This is a genomic window from Mycolicibacter kumamotonensis, assembly GCF_002086285.1.
Taxonomy (GTDB): domain Bacteria; phylum Actinomycetota; class Actinomycetes; order Mycobacteriales; family Mycobacteriaceae; genus Mycobacterium; species Mycobacterium kumamotonense.
On record NZ_MVHU01000003.1, the window covers coordinates 36,690 to 51,532 of the forward strand.

A 14,843-nucleotide genomic window follows, 5' to 3' on the forward strand; every position below is an offset into this window, starting at 1 on the left:
ACGGCCGGCCCGGCAATGAAGGGAAACCGGTGGGCGGTATGTCGAAAACCGGGACGCTGGTGGCACTGGCGGAGGCTGAGGCCGCCGAAGCCGAAGCAGTGGCGGCACAGGCGCGCGCCCGGGCGATCCGGTTGCAGGAGAAGGCGCAGAACGCCGGCGCTGACAAAGACGGCCAACCCCGCGCCGGTATTGCCGAGCCACTCGCCAACGGCGGTCGGTCTCGATTCGCCCGGGTCCGGGATCATGCGCCCGGCTGGCGACGATTAGCTGCGGTGGCGGTCGTGTTGTGCAGCTGTGCGCTGCTGGCCTTCAGCGCGTGGATGATCCGCCAACATCAGCACGCGCAGGCCGATCAGCGGCATCGCGCTGAGTTCGTCGCCGCCGCGCGCCAGGTCGTCGTTACCTTGATGTCGATCGACTACAACGATGCCGAAGGCAGCGTGCAGCGTATCGTCGACAACTCCACAGGACCCTTCCGTACCGAATTTCAAGGCGCCGCTGATGATTTCATCAAGGTCTCCAAGGACGCGAAGGTGACCACCAAGGCCACGGTGAACGCCGCCGCCGTCGAGTCGATGACGCCCGATGCCGCGGTGGTGCTGGTGGCCGCATCCTCGACCGTGACCAACGCGGCAGGCGCACAGGAGGCTCCGCGACGCTGGCGGCTCACGGTCGACCTGCAGCGTGAAGGAGATCAGATCAAGATGTCGAAGGTGGAGTTCGTGCCGTGACGGTGAACGAGACAGTCGATCCCGCGGTCACCGGGAGCGCCGACCCGCCGGCCGACCCCGCCGGCGATCCGGTCGCGGCCCCCGGGCTGGCGGCCCGAACCAAGACCGCGCTCTCCGCGCGGCGAAAGACGTTGGCTCTCGCGGCACTCTTGTCGGCGACGACGGTGTTGGCGGGCGTGCTCTACGCCGGCGTCCACCGTTTCGATCGGCAGTCGGATGTCGCGGCCGCCCAAAGCGCCGTCGAGGCGGCATCGTCGGGGACGGTGGCGTTGCTGTCCTACGCGCCCGAAACCCTCGATCGCGACCTGGACAGGGCGCGGACCCTGATGACCGGCGGCTTCTCGACCTACTACGGAAAGTTCAGCAACGACGTGGTCGCTCCGGCCGTGCGGACCAAGGGCATCAAGGCATCTGCTCAGGTGCTGAATGCGGCCCTGATGGAAATCCGGTCGAAGGACGCGAAGGTGCTGGTGTTCCTCAATCAGGAGACCGTCAGCCGGGACCGGCCCGAGCCCGCACGCACCGCCAGCAGTGTGGTGGTCAGCCTCACCAGGACCGACAACGAATGGCGGATATCGGCGCTCGACCCGGTGTAGCTCAGGCGCTACTTCTGGGCCTGATGAAGACCCCTTCCGCCTGCACGGTGACTACCCCGTGCGCGTCGAGGATGCGACCGGCCGCGAAGGTCTTTCCACGGTCCTCGCGGTCTATCCAGGCCTCGGCCCGCAACCGGCCCAGTGGTGTGGGCGCTACATAGCGAAGGGTCAGTGTGCCGGTGAAGGCCGGCTGTCCGGGCCGATGGGCGGTCGCACCCAGCACGTGGTCGAGGACCAGCGCGCACATGCCACCGTGTACCTGTCCTGGCGGGCCTTCGTAGGCCGCGCCGAGAACCAGATCCGTGGCAACTCCGCCGGTGTCGTCGTATTGAATGATCAGCGGGGGAGCGATCGCATTGCGCAGCCCCATGGCCACGTTGCCCCACGGCAGGTAGCGTCCATCGCCGGTGCTGGGAACACCGAAAGGCTTCGGGTCCAGCCGGGCCCCGAGCAGTTCGGTGGCTTCCTCGATCAGCGCGTGTGCCCGGCGGGCGTCGGCTTCATCGGCGCCGCTACGGATTGTGACGTCGATGAGTTCACGCAACGACTGCGTCAACGGACCGAAGACGGCCTCGCCGAGCTGCACTTCGGCCGGGCTGAATTCACGGCTCACTCGCTGATCTCCGCCGCGGCCATGTCGAGTGCGGCGAAATGGCTGAACAACATGGATGCTCCGATCGGGTTGCCGCCACCCGGGTAGGTGGTTCCGCTGACGGCCGCCATGGTATTCCCGGCTGCGTAAAGCCCCGGAATCGGGGAACCGTCGGCGGCGAGCACCCGGGCGTGGGGGTCGGTTCGCAGCCCGCCTTTGGTGCCCAGATCCGAAAGACCGAAGGCGGCAGCGTGATACGGCGGCGTGTCAATGGGAACCAGCGGGGAGGCGCCGTCGGTGAACATCCGGTCGTAGGCCTCGTTCCCTCGGCCGAAGTCTTCGTCGGTGCCCAGGGACGCAAACGTGTTGAAACGGTCGATCGTCGCGCTCAGATTGCCTTCCGGTACTCCGATGGCGGCGGCGAGATCGGCGAGGGTGTCTGCGGTGTGCCACAACCCGGCCGTGCGGTACTCGGCGGCGTCGACCATTGACACGTTGGTGGCGCCCACCGGGGGGATATCGCCGCTGCGGTTGTCATAGACCATCCAGAACGGCAGCGTTGCGTCACCGGCGTCGACCTGGCGGAGCACGTCGCGGCCGAGCCGGTCGTAGGGGGCCGACTCGTTGACGAATCGGCGGCCGTTCTGGTCGACGAAGATGCCGCCGGTGAACCACAGGGCGAAAGCCGCCCGCCCGTCCGGGTGAACCATCCCGGGTGACCACCAGGCCTGATCCATCAGATCGACGGCCGCACCGATCGCCATGGCTGCCCGGTGAGCGAGTCCGACGTTGCCGGGAGCGCCCATCGTGTCGGTGGCGCGACCGGGCACACCGTACTGCGCGCGCATCGCCGCGTTCTGCTCGAAGCCACCCGCGGCGAGTAGCACGCCGGACCGAGCCCGTACCCGTGTCGGGGCGCCGTCGCGTTCGACCACCGCGCCGATCACCCGGCCGTTGTCGACGATCAGCTCGGTCAGCGGAGCGTTGCGCCAGCAGAAGGCGTTCGGAAGTTTGTCGAGTGCCGCCAGGAACCGGCCCACCAGGGCACGACCGCCGGTCAGGACATCGGGTGCCGGTGAACCGAGGCGTTCGGTGTCCAGCGGTCCGCGTACCAAGCCGCGGTAGCGTCCGAGCCGTTCGTCAGGCAGCGGCACCGGGACGGTGTGGCGGTAGCCGTCGTTGCGGGCACCGGGGACCGAGCCGTAGTAGTCCGGCCAGGGATAGGGCGCGAACTCGAATCCCGGGTCCTTCTCCAGGTATTCGATGAACCCGGCGCCGCCGCGGACGTAGGCGTCTTGCAGGTCGCGCGGCGTTCGGTCGCCGACGACCGCGTGAAAGTACCGCAGAGCGGCGTCGATCGTGTCGTCGCAGCCGGCACGTTGCAGGGCGGGATTGCACGGGTACCAGACTCCGCCCCCGCCCGAGTATGCGGTGGTTCCGCCGAAGTAATCGGTGGCTTCGATCAGTAGCACCGAAAGGCCTTCACGCGCAGCGGTATAAGCCCCGGCGATGCCGCCACCCGAGCCGGCGACGATCACATCGAAGTCGGTGTCGAAGTCAGGCATGGCGGTCCCCGTCGAATCCGCCGTACCCGCCCCGATAGAACAACAGCGGGCGCCGTTCCTCGTGGGCCTGCAGACCGGTTACCCGCGCCACCACGATCGTGTGGTCGCCGGCTGCATGCTCGAATTCCACCTCGGCCTCGATCGACGCCAGCGTGCCCTCCAGTGCCGGCGCCCCGTTGACGCCCGGCAACCATCCCAGCCCGGCGAACTTGTCTGCTCCGCGGGCGGCGAACTGGGCGCACACGTCCTGTTGCCGCTCGGATAGGACGTTGACACACAGTGTGCCGACCTGCCGGATCCGGGGCCAGCTGGTTGAGGTGGTGGCCGGGCAGAACGAGATGTAGGGCGGGTCCAGCGACACCGAGGTCACCGATTGGCAGGTGAAGCCGAGCGGGCGCTGCCCGTCATGGGCGGTGATGACGGCTACCCCGGTGCAGAAGTGACCGAGGACGCGACGCATCTCCGGGGGGAGCGGGGTGCGCAGTTGACCGGTGTGGGCTCCGGTGGCTTGTTCGGGCATGCCTCTCCCTTGCGGTGGTGATTTCCTGCTGGCTACCGTCGCCCTCGAGGACCGCCCGGCGCAACGCAGGCTCCCGATCAGCGGTAATTGAGGCGTATCCAGGGTGCCAGAGGTTGTTAGCCTTGTTCAGTGAGCGTAATGACCGGCGATGGTCCCGACGGGGTGAGCGTATCGCCCACCGGATGGGCGTTACTGGGGATGCTGTCGGGCGGGGACCAGCTGTCGGGTTATGACATCAAGAAGTGGTTCAACTGGACGGTTCGGTTCTTCTACTCCAGTCCGGCCTACAGCCAGATCTATTCGGAGTTGAAGCGGCTTGAGCAACAAGGCCTCGTGACGTCGCGCGTCGACGCCGGCGTGCGCAGCCGCCGGATGTACCAGATCACCGATGCCGGCCTGACTGCGGTGACGCGATGGGCCAACGATGAGCCGGTCGAGCCGCCCACTCTCAAGCACAACCCTTTGTTGCGGGTCATCTTCGGGCACCTGATGAACCCCGGCCGGCTGCGGGAGGTCCTCACCACCTACGTCGCACACGTCGAGCAGATGCACCAGGCCGCGGCAACCGAGGCACGCTGGGCCGGCGCGGAACCGGCATGGGCTTATGCCCGGCTGGCGCTGCGGTGGTCCGAGGATTACTACGCGGCCGAACGGGAATTGGCGCTGCGAATGATCAAAGACTTGGACGAAGTCGACGAGGTTTTCGCCAAGGGGGCCGAAGACGGCACCAAGTTCCCGGTGCGCGACTACTGGTACGAGGTCGAACGCCGCATCGCCGCCGAAGACGACCAGGCCTAAGTACGCGGACGGTCGGCTCAGTTGAGCTTGCCGGCCGCGTGCAGCGCCGCGATGTAGCCGAACACCAGGCCCTGACCGATGGTGGCACCGGCGCCCGGATAGCTTGCGCCGAAGGCGTTGGCAGCGGTGTTTCCGATCGCGTACAGCCCCTCGACCGCCGAACCGTCTTCGCGTAGTACTCGCCCGCGAACATCGGCACGAAGGCCACCGCAGGTGCCCAAGTCACTGAGGACAACCTTCACCGCGTAGAACGGGCCCCGGTCCAAGGGACGCAGGTTGGGATTGGGCGTGATCGTGGGATCGCCGTAGTAGCGATCATAGGCACTCACGCCGCGGTCGAAGTCAGCATCCACACCCACCCGGGCCAAACCATTGAACCGATCCAGAGTCTCGACGAAGGTCGACGGATCGACGCCGATGGCGCCGGCCAGAGTCGGCAGATCCTCGGCGCGATGCGCGATGCCCGCGTCGTACCACGTCGTGGGGATCGGCATGCGTGGAAACAGTTCTGCAGCAAGAAGGTAGCTGTTGCGGTACTGCTGGTCGAAGATCATCCACATGGTTTCGACCGGGTTTCCCGCCTGCTCACGGTCGAGCACCTTCTGCCCGAACGACATGTAGTCGATGGCTTCGTTGACGAAACGCCGCCCGGTCTGGTCGACCAGCAGGCAGCCCGGCAGGGAACGCTCGGCAAGCATGACCGTCGGTTCTGCTCCTGGCAGGGGCGCGAAGGCGGGAAACCACCACGCCTGATCCATCAGCGCGATGCCGGCGCCGCACGAGTCCTGGGCCAGACGGATGGCATCGCCGGTGTTGCCCTCGGCGCCGAGGCTGACGTGTTCACCGAGCCGTTCGGACTGAAATTTGTGCCGCCAACTCATCAGGTGGTCGAAGCCACCTGCGGCCAGCACGACACCGCGCCGGGCGGTGACCGAGACCTGCGCGCCGTCGTGGTCCACGACCGCCCCGGTGACCCGGTCGCCGTCGACGATCAGGGATGAAACCGGTGAGTCGGTCCACACCGGGATGCCGGCGCGCAGGACTCCGGCGTACATTCCCGCTGCCAGCGCCTGACCGCCTGCGGCGTAGCGCCGACGCAACAGCAGTCCGCCGATGCCTTGGAAGGCACGCAACATGATGCGGGGCACCGCTTTCAGCGGCATCCTCGCCATGAGGTTGAGCCATCGATAATCTGCCCCGGTCACCGGCATGGGAAACGAGGACTTCATCACGCCGGGACGCAGCCGCGCCAACTCCGGGCCGAGCATCGCGGTGTTGAACGGACGGCATTCGCAGGTGCGCCCGAGCGCGCTGCCTCCGGGGCGTTCCGGATGGTAGTCCGAATAGCCCTTGGCCCATTGGAATTTCATCGGCGTGGTACGCCGCAACATCTCCACTGTCGCCGCACCGTGATCGAGGTAGGCGTGCGCGCGATCGTGTGGGGCGGCGTCACCGACGACTGCGTCCAGATAGGCGCGCGCTGCGGTGGGTGTGTCACTCGAGCCTGCTGAGGCAAGTATCGGGTTGGCCGGCATCCAGAACGCCCCGCCCGAGCGTGCGGTGGAGCCTCCGACGTAGCCGGTCTTCTCCACGATCAGCGTCGACAGGCCCACTTCCTGGGCGGCGAGTGCGGCCGCCATCCCGGTTCCAGAGCCGACGACGAGGAGATCGACGGTGATGTTGTGGGGATCGGTCACCGGCCGATTCTGGGGCCGATGGTCACAACATGGCTCCCCCGTGCCCGGTCAGTGGAACACCGGGCTGATCGACCAGTGTGGCGGTGTTACAACAGCAAGGGTTCCCACCAGCGATGAACAGCGAGGATGTCCGAAATGACAGCGTTAGAGCCCGATTGCCTCGGAGAGGTTCGCCAGATCGAGGCGCAGGCCGCACCGACTCGCTTTGCGCGCGGCTGGCATTGCCTCGGGCTGACCCGCGACCTTGGCGACGGAAAACCGCACGCCGTCACCGCGTTCGGCGGCAAGTTGGTGGTTTTCCGCGGGGCGGACGGAAAGCTCAATGTTCTCGACGCCTACTGCCGACACATGGGCGGCGACCTATCGGACGGCGAGGTCAAGGGCAACGAGATCGCCTGCCCGTTCCACGACTGGCGTTGGGGCGGCGACGGCAAATGCAAGAAGATCCCCTACAGCCGACGGGTTCCCAGGCTGGCCCGCACCGCGGCGTGGCCGACCATGGAGCAGGACGGCATGCTGTTCGTCTGGAACGACCCGGAGAAGAAGGCTCCGCCCGCCGATGTGACGATTCCGCGCATCGATGGGGTCGGGAGCCAACAGTGGACCGATTGGCATTGGTACACCACGGTCGTCAACACCAACTGCCGCGAGATCATCGACAACATCGTCGACATGGCGCACTTCTTCTACATTCACGGTGGACTTCCCACCAGCTTCAAGAACGTGTTCGAGGGCCACGTCGCCACGCAGTACTACCAGAGCGAGGCGCGTCCGGATCTCGGCTCCGGTGAGGGCGCCCGGATTCTGGGAACGACGTCGGTGGCCTCCTACTACGGGCCTTCGTTCATGATCGACGATCTGACTTACCATTACGAACACGGCGATCAACGCACGGTTCTGCTCAACTGCCACTACCCGATCGATGCGAATTCCTTTGTTCTGCAATACGGGATCACGGTAGAGAAATCGGAGACGCTGCCGGAAGACGCCGCGATGCAGATGGCGGTCGCGCTCGGCGACTTCGTGAAGATGGGCTTCGAGCAGGATGTGGCCATCTGGCGCCGTAAGGCGCGGATCGACAACCCGCTGCTGTGCGAAGAGGACGGCCCGGTCTACCAGGTACGCCGATGGTACGAACAGTTCTACGTCGACGTCGATGATGTCAGCCCCGATATGGTGGATCGCTTCGAGTTCGAGATCGACACCACCCGTCCCCGCGAGGCGTGGATGGCTGAAGTCGAGGACAACCTCGCCAACAACCGGCTACCGCGATTGGTGGGCCTGACCAAACACGTTGATGCCTCGCGATAATCGGCTCAACGACGCACCGATGACGCCGGTGACCTGCGGGTCATGCGGGGCCCAGGTGTGGGCTCGCAAGAGCAGCTGGGAGCAGACCAGCGTGCAATGGGACGGCGCCGCCATCGGCCGGTGCCAGGAGCGCCCGAGGGCGGACGCACGTCGATCGGTCGACGGTGCGGCCCTGCGGCCAGGTATGTTCCTGACCTGCTCGCAATTGCGCGCTTCGATCGAGGCCGCTGTCGACGCGGGTTCGTTGCCGGTGCTCGACGAGCACTGACCGCGCCCTAGTCCTGGGCCGTGCGGACTGACCGCAGGGCCACATCGGGAATACGTTGGGTCAGCTGAACTGGAAGGCGCTCAAGGGTGCCTCGTCCGGGTAGACCGCTGGTCCGCCGAGGTCGTAGCCGGCGTTCAGGGCGGCGATGAAGGCGGGGTCGTGCAGCGGGGCGCCCGGGATGTCGAGTTTGATGCCCCGCTTGCCGAGATCGTCGACCATCATGTCGATGGCCTTGTCGACGGTCAGGTCGTCGGTGTGGTCCATGTTCTTCTTGAGCTCGTCGTAGTCCTGGTAGACCTCGGATGACCAGTGCACCAGGAAACGCAGCTCGTCGGTGTGATGACGTGCGATGACCTCGTCGCCGTTCTTGAGCACCCAATGATCGCGCGACTCCGGATCGCCGGCGAAGACGGTGTCGAACGCCAGCCCGGCGGGCACTTGCTGATCGAGCGGACCGTTGGCCTCGCCCCGGTGGACCAGCATCTCGTTCTGGACCACCACACCGCGGTTGTACACCGGCGGTTCAATCCGTTTGGGCGCCTTGAGCGGACCGTCGGGCCAATAGGTGAACCCACTGCCCTTGTCCAACGAGAACCAGGTGATGACCTGCGCCATCTTGATCAGATAGTCGGTGAACAACCCGGACTTGCCCATGACACTGACCAGCCAGGTCGGGGCGTTCTCGTAGCGGACACCACGGAAGCTCGGCGAATCAAGGTGCCCGGGATCGCGATTGGCGCACGGGCCGTTGATGTTGAACAGCATCATCTGCGGCTTGGCGTACTGGGCGTGCCAATACGACTTCGCCATGTCGAGAAATTCGGCGTTGTAGAAGCAGTCGTGCAGTTCGGGATAAAGCACAGTGCCGTGATTGGCCAGGAATCCGCGAAAGGTCGGAGTCAAGAAGAGGTCCAAAGTGGGCGTGTACCCCTCGGGGAACCGGCCGCTCATGGTCGCGATCAGCTCTTCCGGCGACGCGAAGTGCTGAGCCAGGATCAGCTTCCACGGGCCATCCGTGCGGACTACGTCGAGGAGACGTTCCCGCTGATCGTCGGTGTAGACGTTGTCGATCTCGCGGGGCGGCGAAGCGGGGCGGAGGATGTCGGAAAGCTCCGTTCGCCGCTCGTCGGTGAGCATCACGAGGACTCCTTCTGGTGAACTGGCGGCGTCGTTGAGCGCCATTGCTGTTTCTCGATTGTCTGCGGTGTCACCGGCCTCGCGACCCATGGTGTCCGGCCACCGGGACGTGACCGCGGCGAGTGAATCTTTTAGAAGGGGAGTGGATGAGCGAATTTGGCGCGCAGCAACGCCCCGATCTCGGCCATCGCCAGACGCCCCCGCGCGGTCGCTTCCGAGCGCATCAAAAAACCGTGGTAGATACCGGGATACCGGGTGACGGTGGTCTGCACCCCGGCGTCGCGTAACCGCCGGGCATAGCGCTCACCCCAGTCCGAGATCGGGTCCAGCTCAGCAGTGATCACGATGGCCTGCGGCAGGTCGCTCACGTCGGAGGCGTATGCGGGGAAGCGACGGACATCATGCGGTGCGTCGGCGCCGACGTCGGCAAGCTCATGCAGATAGTCGATGTCATCACGGCTGAGCATCGGGGCATCCGGTCGGCTCACCACGGACGCCGCCCCCATGTCCCGGTCCAGGCCCGGATACATCAACACCTGCGCGAAGATCTCCGGTCCACCACGGTCCCGCGCCGACAAAGCGACCGCTGCTGCCACACCGCCGCCGGCACTGTCACCGGCAATGACCAGTTTGTGCGGATCCAACCCGAGTGCCTCGGCATTGCCCGCAGCCCATTCGGTGGCGGCCCAGGCGTCCTCGAACTGCGCCGGCGGCGGATTCTCCGGTGCCAGCCGATAGTCGACCGCGATCACCACCGCGCCGCTTGCTGCGGCCATCGCCCGTGCCATCGGTTCGAACGAGTGATTCGAACCCATCACCAGGCCACCGCCATGAAGGTGGACGACCACCGGCGCGGGCCCGTCGCTGGACTCCGGGCGGTAGATCCGCACCGGGATGTCCCCGGCGGGACCGGGAACTGCGGTGTCGGTGATGTCGGCCATCTCCGGCATGTCGGCCGGCAGGGGCGCGGATTCCAGCGAAGCACGCACCGCTGCCAGTCCCCGCTCCCGTAGCGGTATGGCTGGGCCGAACGCTGCCACCCGGGCAGCGGCATCGGGATCCAACACAGGGCGACGCGACGCAATCACGGGGGACTCCCTAGGGTTTGGCGGGATCGAAGCGGGACCGACTGCGCGGCTGCGGCGGCACCAGCGTGGTCAGCCCCTGCGCCCGCTCGGCCATCGCCGCGCGGACCTGTTCGGGCTGGGTCAGCAGGTAGAACCCGCCCAGCGCAGACTGCTCGAACACCGCCTCGGCCGCCTCGAGGGGATCTAGTGCGCCGGCTTTGATGTCGAGCATGGCTTCGCGCTGGGACTCTGCCACGGCCACGTCGGCGGCGCCGTCGGTGTCGACACCGCCGGCGGCCTCGAAGATGTTGGATTTGACCGCGCCGGGCAGGACCACCTGAACATGGATGCGATCACCGTGCCCGGCCAGTGCGACCTCCAGCCGCAGGCATTCGGTCAGCGCCAGCACCGCGTGCTTGCTGACGATGTAAAGGGTTTGCAGGGGGACGGCCGCAACCCCCCCGATCGACGACAGGTTCCACACCCAAGCCGGGGTGCCGGCGGCGATCATCTTGGGCAGGAAGGAACGGACGCCGTGGAAAACCCCACTGACATTGATGTCCAATACCCGGTTCCAGTTGGCCACCGGGGTGTCCCACAGGTAGCCGAACTGCTCGACTCCCGCATTGTTGACCAGTAGCCGAACCGGGCCGACGTCGCGGTAGGCCCGTTCGGCGAGCGCGTCCACCGCAGCCGGGTCCCGGACGTCGCACACCACGTCGACGGCTGTTCCGCCATCGGCGGTGATCTCGTCCCGCAGTGCCGCGACGGCGGCGCCGTCGACGTCGGCCAAGACCAGCGACATGCCGAGCCGGTGCGCCTGCCGGGCGAGCCCGGCGCCGATTCCGGCGCCGGCTCCGGTGATGACGGCGACACCGCCGCCGAAGACGTCGCGTGCGTTCAAGGAACCGGTGCCCACCGGTCAGGTGTTCGCTGCGGTGTTCTTAGCGCCGGGAAGCCCGCTGCCGACCAACGGTTCGGAGTTCGTGACATCGAGAATGACCGACATCATGGTGAACTCGAGCCCGCTGGGGCTGCTGCCTCCGCGACGCACACCGACCTCGGTGACTCCGCTGGACACCGCGAACGGAACGAAGTTGGTGATTTGGTTGACGAAGATGTAGAAGCGCGCGTAGGTGACGTCACCCTCGTGGCCGGTGATGTGCAGGTTGGTGGTGTGGTGGCGCAAGGGGTATGGACTTGCGTCGCGATGTTCGATCAGCCACGGCACGATCTCCGCCGCACCGGTCAGGTCAGCGGCGAGGGATTCTTCGAAGGGGCATGCGCCGGAGTCGCTCCGACTGAGATAGGTAGCGTCCGCGGCGAAAGCGGCGGCCATATTCGGGTAGTCGGCCTGATCGTAGTGGTACCAGAATCCGCCGATGAAGTTGTGCAGCTCGGTCAGCGAGATGGTGTTGTCAGTGCTCACGGAACATGTCTCCCAAGTATCAGTGCGGAAACCAACTGCTCATTGGAGTCAACCGCCGATCGGCCCACGGCGGCACGTCGGTAACCGGTCAGTGGAACACCGAAGCAGCGCTGTGCTCAGTCGGTGAGCAGGCTCCACAGCCCGGCGGCCCCGGCGGCCAGCGCCGCCCGGGTGACCTCCTCGTCCCAGTGCTGGACCGAACCGAACTCGCTGCGCCACGCCAGTGCGGCACGGGTGTACTCGTGCAGCCGGTGTTCGACCGTGGTGCCGATGGCCCCGAGCGCCTGGTGGCCGTTTCGGACCGCCACCGAGGTCGCGTGGCCGGCGCAGGACCGCGCCACCGCGACGAGGAACCCCAGGTTGGGTGCCGACCAGTCGGTGCCGACGGCTGCGGTGAGGGCGGCTTCGGTTGCCGCCCGGGCCAATGCGGCTTCGGCGGCGATGTCGGCGACCAGATGCTGGATCGCCTGAAACTTCGACAGCGGGCGACCGAACTGGGTGCGGGCGCCGGTGTGCTCGACGCAGAGCTCGAGGATCTTGTCCAAGGCGGCACACACCTGTATCGAGCGCACCAAGGCGGACCGGAGCCGAAGTTTCGTCAGAAGCTCCTCGGCCACCGCGACCCCGGCGAGCGCCGCGACCTCAGCGGAAACGGTGTCGCGCGGTTCGCCGATCAGGTTGCTGCCCGATGTGATTCGCAGATCGGCGCTGTCGGCGTCGGCCACCAGATGAATGTCATCGTGCCGCCAGATCACCACAACCTTCTCGGCGGTCGAGGCCCAGGGCACCGCGGTGGCGGTGCCGGACGCATCGAGTGTGCAGACGGTACGTGCAGCCGCGTCGATCGGCGCCCCGACCGCCTCGAGGAGCCAACAGGCCAGGACGTCGTGCTCGGCCAGCGGGGCCCGGACGCCGTGCCGGACCGCGGCCGACATCAGTTCGGCAGCCTCATACCAGCCCGCACCGCTGCCCCCGGCCTGAGCGGAGCCGGACAACCGCACCAAACCCAGTTGGTCCAGCCTGGACCACAATTCGGTGTCGCGGCCGACCGGCCCGGTCGGCGGGTGCGTCTCCCGGTAGTCGGCGAACACCGCGTTCATCATGTCGACCAGGCCCCGGTCGACAGCGTTGGTGTTGCGTTCCGAGGTCGTCATCGCATCCCCAATCCCCGCGCGATCACGCCCCGCAGCACCTCATTGGTTCCGCCGCGCAGCGTGAAGCCGGGCCGTTGGTCCACCGCGGCCGCGATCAGCTCCCGGTAGGACGGTTCGATCGGCGAGCCGTCGCCGGTGTGCAGATCGGCGAAGTCGGCGACATCGCCCTCCGTGCTGGTGCCGAGCACCTTGACCACGGCTGCCGCGACGTCGGCGGGCTGGCGGCGTTCCAGCGCGCCCGCCACGGCGGTCGACATTTGATGCAGCCCCGCGATCCTGGCCACCAAGCGACCCAAGTGGGTGTCATGGGGGATCTGCTGACCGGCCATGGCCTCCGCCGAGGCGGCCAGAAGCGGGAAGGTGGACAGCAGTCGCTCGGGGCCGCTCCGCTCAAAGCTCAGTTCCGAGGTGACTTGGCGCCAGCCCTCACCGATCCTGCCGAACACCATGGCGTCGGGAACGAACGCGTCATCGAGAATGACTTCGTTGAAATGGTGGCTGCCGCCCATCGAGACGATGGGCCGCACCTCGACACCGGGACCGTCGAGGCGCACGATGAACTGGCTCAGCCCGCTGTGCCGATGGGCCGGGTCCACCGGTGCGGTCCGGGCCAGGACGATGAACGCATGGGCGCGGTGTGCCCCCGACGTCCAGACCTTGGTGCCGGTAAGCCGCCAGCCGCCCTCGGCCTGCACCGCGCGGGTGCGAACGCTGGCCAGATCCGAACCGGAGTCCGGTTCGCTCATGCCGATACCGAAGAAGCACTCACCGGCCGCGATCTTCGGCAGGAATTCCCGCTTCTGCGACTCGGTGCCGTACTTGAGCAGCGACGGAACGATCTGCCGGTCGGCGATCCAGTGCGCTGCCACCGGGGCCCCGGCGGCCAGCAACTCTTCGGTCACCACGAACCGGTCGATGAACGAACGGCCCTGGCCGCCATATTCCTTCGGCACCGTCATGCCCAGCCAACCGCGGGCGGCCAGCGCTGCGGTGAAGGCCTCGTCCCAACCGCACAACCACGCGTCCACCGACGGGGTGAAACCACCGGTGGTGAGTTGCTCGGCGAGGAAGCCGCGGACCTCGGCGCGCAGTTTCGCGGCACCTTCCGACTCCGCGGTGGCCGCGGGAACCAAGCGGGGAAGCGCCATCAGGAGCTCCGCCATTGGGCGATGCGACGCTTATGCTCGGCGTCGCGGTGGGCCAGCGGCTGCATGGCGGCCGCCATCGCCAGCGTCGACTCCAGCGGGCCGGTTCGCGACTCCTGCAGCAGGCGCTTGGCCATCCGCAGTGCATGCGACGGGTTCTTGGCGATCCGGTCGGCGAGATCCTTGGCCGCGCTGAGGAGTTCGTCGTGCGGCACGACGCGGCCGACCAGTCCCCACGCCAGGGCGGTCGCGGCGTCGATACGGTCGCCTGTCAGTGTCATCTCGGCGGCCCGTTCGTAGCCGACGGCCCGCTGCAGAAACCAGGTGCCGCCGTCGCCGGGAACCAGGCCGATCTGCACGAAACTCTCGGCGAACGAAGCCCGTTCGGAGGCGATCCGGATGTCGCACATGGCGGCCAGGTCGCAACCGGCGCCGATCGCCGCGCCGTTGACCGCGGCGATGACCGGAACCTCGAGTCGGGCCAGGGCACGGGGTAGACGCTGGATTCCGTCGACGTAGGCATAGCGCTGGTCGAGCGGGTCGAGGCCGAACATTCCCTCCCGGTCGGCCATCTCTTTGACGTTGCCGCCGGCGGAGAAGATCTTGCCTGCACCGGTCAAGATCACCGCCCGCACCGATGCGTCGCGATTCGCGGCGTCGACGGCGGTCTCGAAGGCGGTGACGAACTCCTTGTCGGAGATGGCGTTGCCGATGTGGGGCCGATCAATGGTCCACACCGCGACGGCGTCCTCTGTCGTGATGACCAGAGACCCGGCTGACGTGGTCATGGCTGAAAAACCTCGAATTCTCGTCGGGTGAACGGTCGGTGCGTC

General features: G+C 66.9%; 16 protein-coding genes. 5 read left to right on the top strand and 11 right to left on the bottom strand.

All coding sequences use genetic code 11. The features are described from left to right. The first annotated feature begins 38 nt into the window (after positions 1-38). On the top strand, positions 39-731 hold the full coding sequence (locus tag BST28_RS03060; protein WP_083079839.1) for an Rv1363c family protein: 693 nt from the start codon (positions 39-41) through the stop codon (positions 729-731). Beyond that, entirely contained in the window at positions 728-1,327 is a 600-nt protein-coding gene (locus tag BST28_RS03065) for a hypothetical protein (protein WP_337339082.1), read from the top strand. Before BST28_RS03060 ends, BST28_RS03065 begins: the two co-directional genes overlap by 4 nt. A 1-nt stretch (position 1,328) precedes the next feature. On the opposite strand, the gene BST28_RS03070 is transcribed toward BST28_RS03065, so the two are convergent. The 3 genes from BST28_RS03070 to BST28_RS03080 are packed head-to-tail and all read right to left on the bottom strand — an operon-like array spanning position 1,329 to position 4,004. Continuing rightward, positions 1,329-1,940, bottom strand: coding sequence for a PaaI family thioesterase (locus BST28_RS03070; protein ID WP_083079841.1), 612 nt, complete (start codon positions 1,938-1,940; stop codon positions 1,329-1,331). Next, positions 1,937-3,484 carry an FAD-binding protein gene (locus tag BST28_RS03075; RefSeq protein ID WP_083079842.1) on the bottom strand — a complete coding sequence of 516 codons (1,548 nt, stop codon included), beginning with the start codon at positions 3,482-3,484 and terminating at the stop codon, positions 1,937-1,939. Before BST28_RS03075 ends, BST28_RS03070 begins: the two co-directional genes overlap by 4 nt. Then, positions 3,477-4,004, bottom strand: a complete 528-nt coding sequence (locus BST28_RS03080) for a flavin reductase family protein (RefSeq protein WP_083079844.1) — start codon at positions 4,002-4,004, stop codon at positions 3,477-3,479. Before BST28_RS03080 ends, BST28_RS03075 begins: the two co-directional genes overlap by 8 nt. Before the next feature lie 138 nt (positions 4,005-4,142). Here BST28_RS03080 and BST28_RS03085 point away from each other — a divergent pair, with 138 nt between their 5' ends. After that, on the top strand, positions 4,143-4,802 hold the full coding sequence (locus tag BST28_RS03085; RefSeq protein ID WP_083079846.1) for a PadR family transcriptional regulator: 660 nt from the start codon (positions 4,143-4,145) through the stop codon (positions 4,800-4,802). A 17-nt stretch (positions 4,803-4,819) separates the two neighbouring features. On the opposite strand, the gene BST28_RS03090 is transcribed toward BST28_RS03085, so the two are convergent. Beyond that, on the bottom strand, positions 4,820-6,499 hold the full coding sequence (locus tag BST28_RS03090) for a 3-ketosteroid-delta-1-dehydrogenase (protein ID WP_083079847.1): 1,680 nt from the start codon (positions 6,497-6,499) through the stop codon (positions 4,820-4,822). A 135-nt stretch (positions 6,500-6,634) separates the two neighbouring features. Between BST28_RS03090 and BST28_RS03095 the strand changes: the two genes are divergently transcribed. Beyond that, positions 6,635-7,810 (top strand): 3-ketosteroid-9-alpha-monooxygenase, oxygenase component, encoded by a 1,176-nt coding sequence (locus tag BST28_RS03095; RefSeq protein ID WP_083079849.1) that lies wholly within the window; start codon positions 6,635-6,637, stop codon positions 7,808-7,810. Next, positions 7,797-8,078 carry a hypothetical protein gene (locus tag BST28_RS03100; protein WP_083079851.1) on the top strand — a complete coding sequence of 94 codons (282 nt, stop codon included), beginning with the start codon at positions 7,797-7,799 and terminating at the stop codon, positions 8,076-8,078. Before BST28_RS03095 ends, BST28_RS03100 begins: the two co-directional genes overlap by 14 nt. A gap of 60 nt (positions 8,079-8,138) precedes the next feature. Here the strand turns inward: BST28_RS03100 and BST28_RS03105 are convergent, their stop codons facing one another. From BST28_RS03105 to BST28_RS03135, 7 genes are all read right to left on the bottom strand, one after another. After that, positions 8,139-9,215, bottom strand: a complete 1,077-nt coding sequence (locus BST28_RS03105; RefSeq protein WP_083080023.1) for a hypothetical protein — start codon at positions 9,213-9,215, stop codon at positions 8,139-8,141. A gap of 131 nt (positions 9,216-9,346) precedes the next feature. Next, entirely contained in the window at positions 9,347-10,303 is a 957-nt protein-coding gene (locus tag BST28_RS03110) for an alpha/beta hydrolase (protein WP_083079853.1), read from the bottom strand. 10 nt (positions 10,304-10,313) lie between these two features. Then, positions 10,314-11,186, bottom strand: a complete 873-nt coding sequence (locus BST28_RS03115; protein ID WP_083080024.1) for an SDR family NAD(P)-dependent oxidoreductase — start codon at positions 11,184-11,186, stop codon at positions 10,314-10,316. Positions 11,187-11,204: 18 nt separating this feature from the next. Continuing rightward, entirely contained in the window at positions 11,205-11,711 is a 507-nt protein-coding gene (locus BST28_RS03120) for a nuclear transport factor 2 family protein (RefSeq protein WP_083079854.1), read from the bottom strand. A 116-nt stretch (positions 11,712-11,827) separates the two neighbouring features. Then, positions 11,828-12,865, bottom strand: coding sequence for an acyl-CoA dehydrogenase family protein (locus tag BST28_RS03125; protein ID WP_109560617.1), 1,038 nt, complete (start codon positions 12,863-12,865; stop codon positions 11,828-11,830). Further along, entirely contained in the window at positions 12,862-14,013 is a 1,152-nt protein-coding gene (locus BST28_RS03130; RefSeq protein ID WP_083080027.1) for an acyl-CoA dehydrogenase family protein, read from the bottom strand. Before BST28_RS03130 ends, BST28_RS03125 begins: the two co-directional genes overlap by 4 nt. Next, positions 14,013-14,798, bottom strand: coding sequence for a crotonase/enoyl-CoA hydratase family protein (locus BST28_RS03135; protein ID WP_083079856.1), 786 nt, complete (start codon positions 14,796-14,798; stop codon positions 14,013-14,015). The genes BST28_RS03130 and BST28_RS03135 overlap by 1 nt, the downstream gene beginning before the upstream one ends. Positions 14,799-14,843: the final 45 nt, after the last annotated feature.

What these genes read in the sequence shown, in the direction of transcription:
- BST28_RS03130 (WP_083080027.1), bottom strand. Translation starts at nt 14,013, where the DNA reads ATGGCGCTTCCCCGCTTGGTTCCCGCGGCCACCGCGGAGTCGGAAGGT.
- BST28_RS03125 (WP_109560617.1), bottom strand. Translation starts at nt 12,865, where the DNA reads ATGACGACCTCGGAACGCAACACCAACGCTGTCGACCGGGGCCTGGTC.
- BST28_RS03080 (WP_083079844.1), bottom strand. Translation starts at nt 4,004, where the DNA reads ATGCCCGAACAAGCCACCGGAGCCCACACCGGTCAACTGCGCACCCCG.
- BST28_RS03060 (WP_083079839.1), top strand. Translation starts at nt 39, where the DNA reads ATGTCGAAAACCGGGACGCTGGTGGCACTGGCGGAGGCTGAGGCCGCC.
- BST28_RS03135 (WP_083079856.1), bottom strand. Translation starts at nt 14,798, where the DNA reads ATGACCACGTCAGCCGGGTCTCTGGTCATCACGACAGAGGACGCCGTC.
- BST28_RS03105 (WP_083080023.1), bottom strand. Translation starts at nt 9,215, where the DNA reads ATGCTCACCGACGAGCGGCGAACGGAGCTTTCCGACATCCTCCGCCCC.
- BST28_RS03100 (WP_083079851.1), top strand. Translation starts at nt 7,797, where the DNA reads ATGCCTCGCGATAATCGGCTCAACGACGCACCGATGACGCCGGTGACC.
- BST28_RS03085 (WP_083079846.1), top strand. Translation starts at nt 4,143, where the DNA reads ATGACCGGCGATGGTCCCGACGGGGTGAGCGTATCGCCCACCGGATGG.
- BST28_RS03075 (WP_083079842.1), bottom strand. Translation starts at nt 3,484, where the DNA reads ATGCCTGACTTCGACACCGACTTCGATGTGATCGTCGCCGGCTCGGGT.
- BST28_RS03095 (WP_083079849.1), top strand. Translation starts at nt 6,635, where the DNA reads ATGACAGCGTTAGAGCCCGATTGCCTCGGAGAGGTTCGCCAGATCGAG.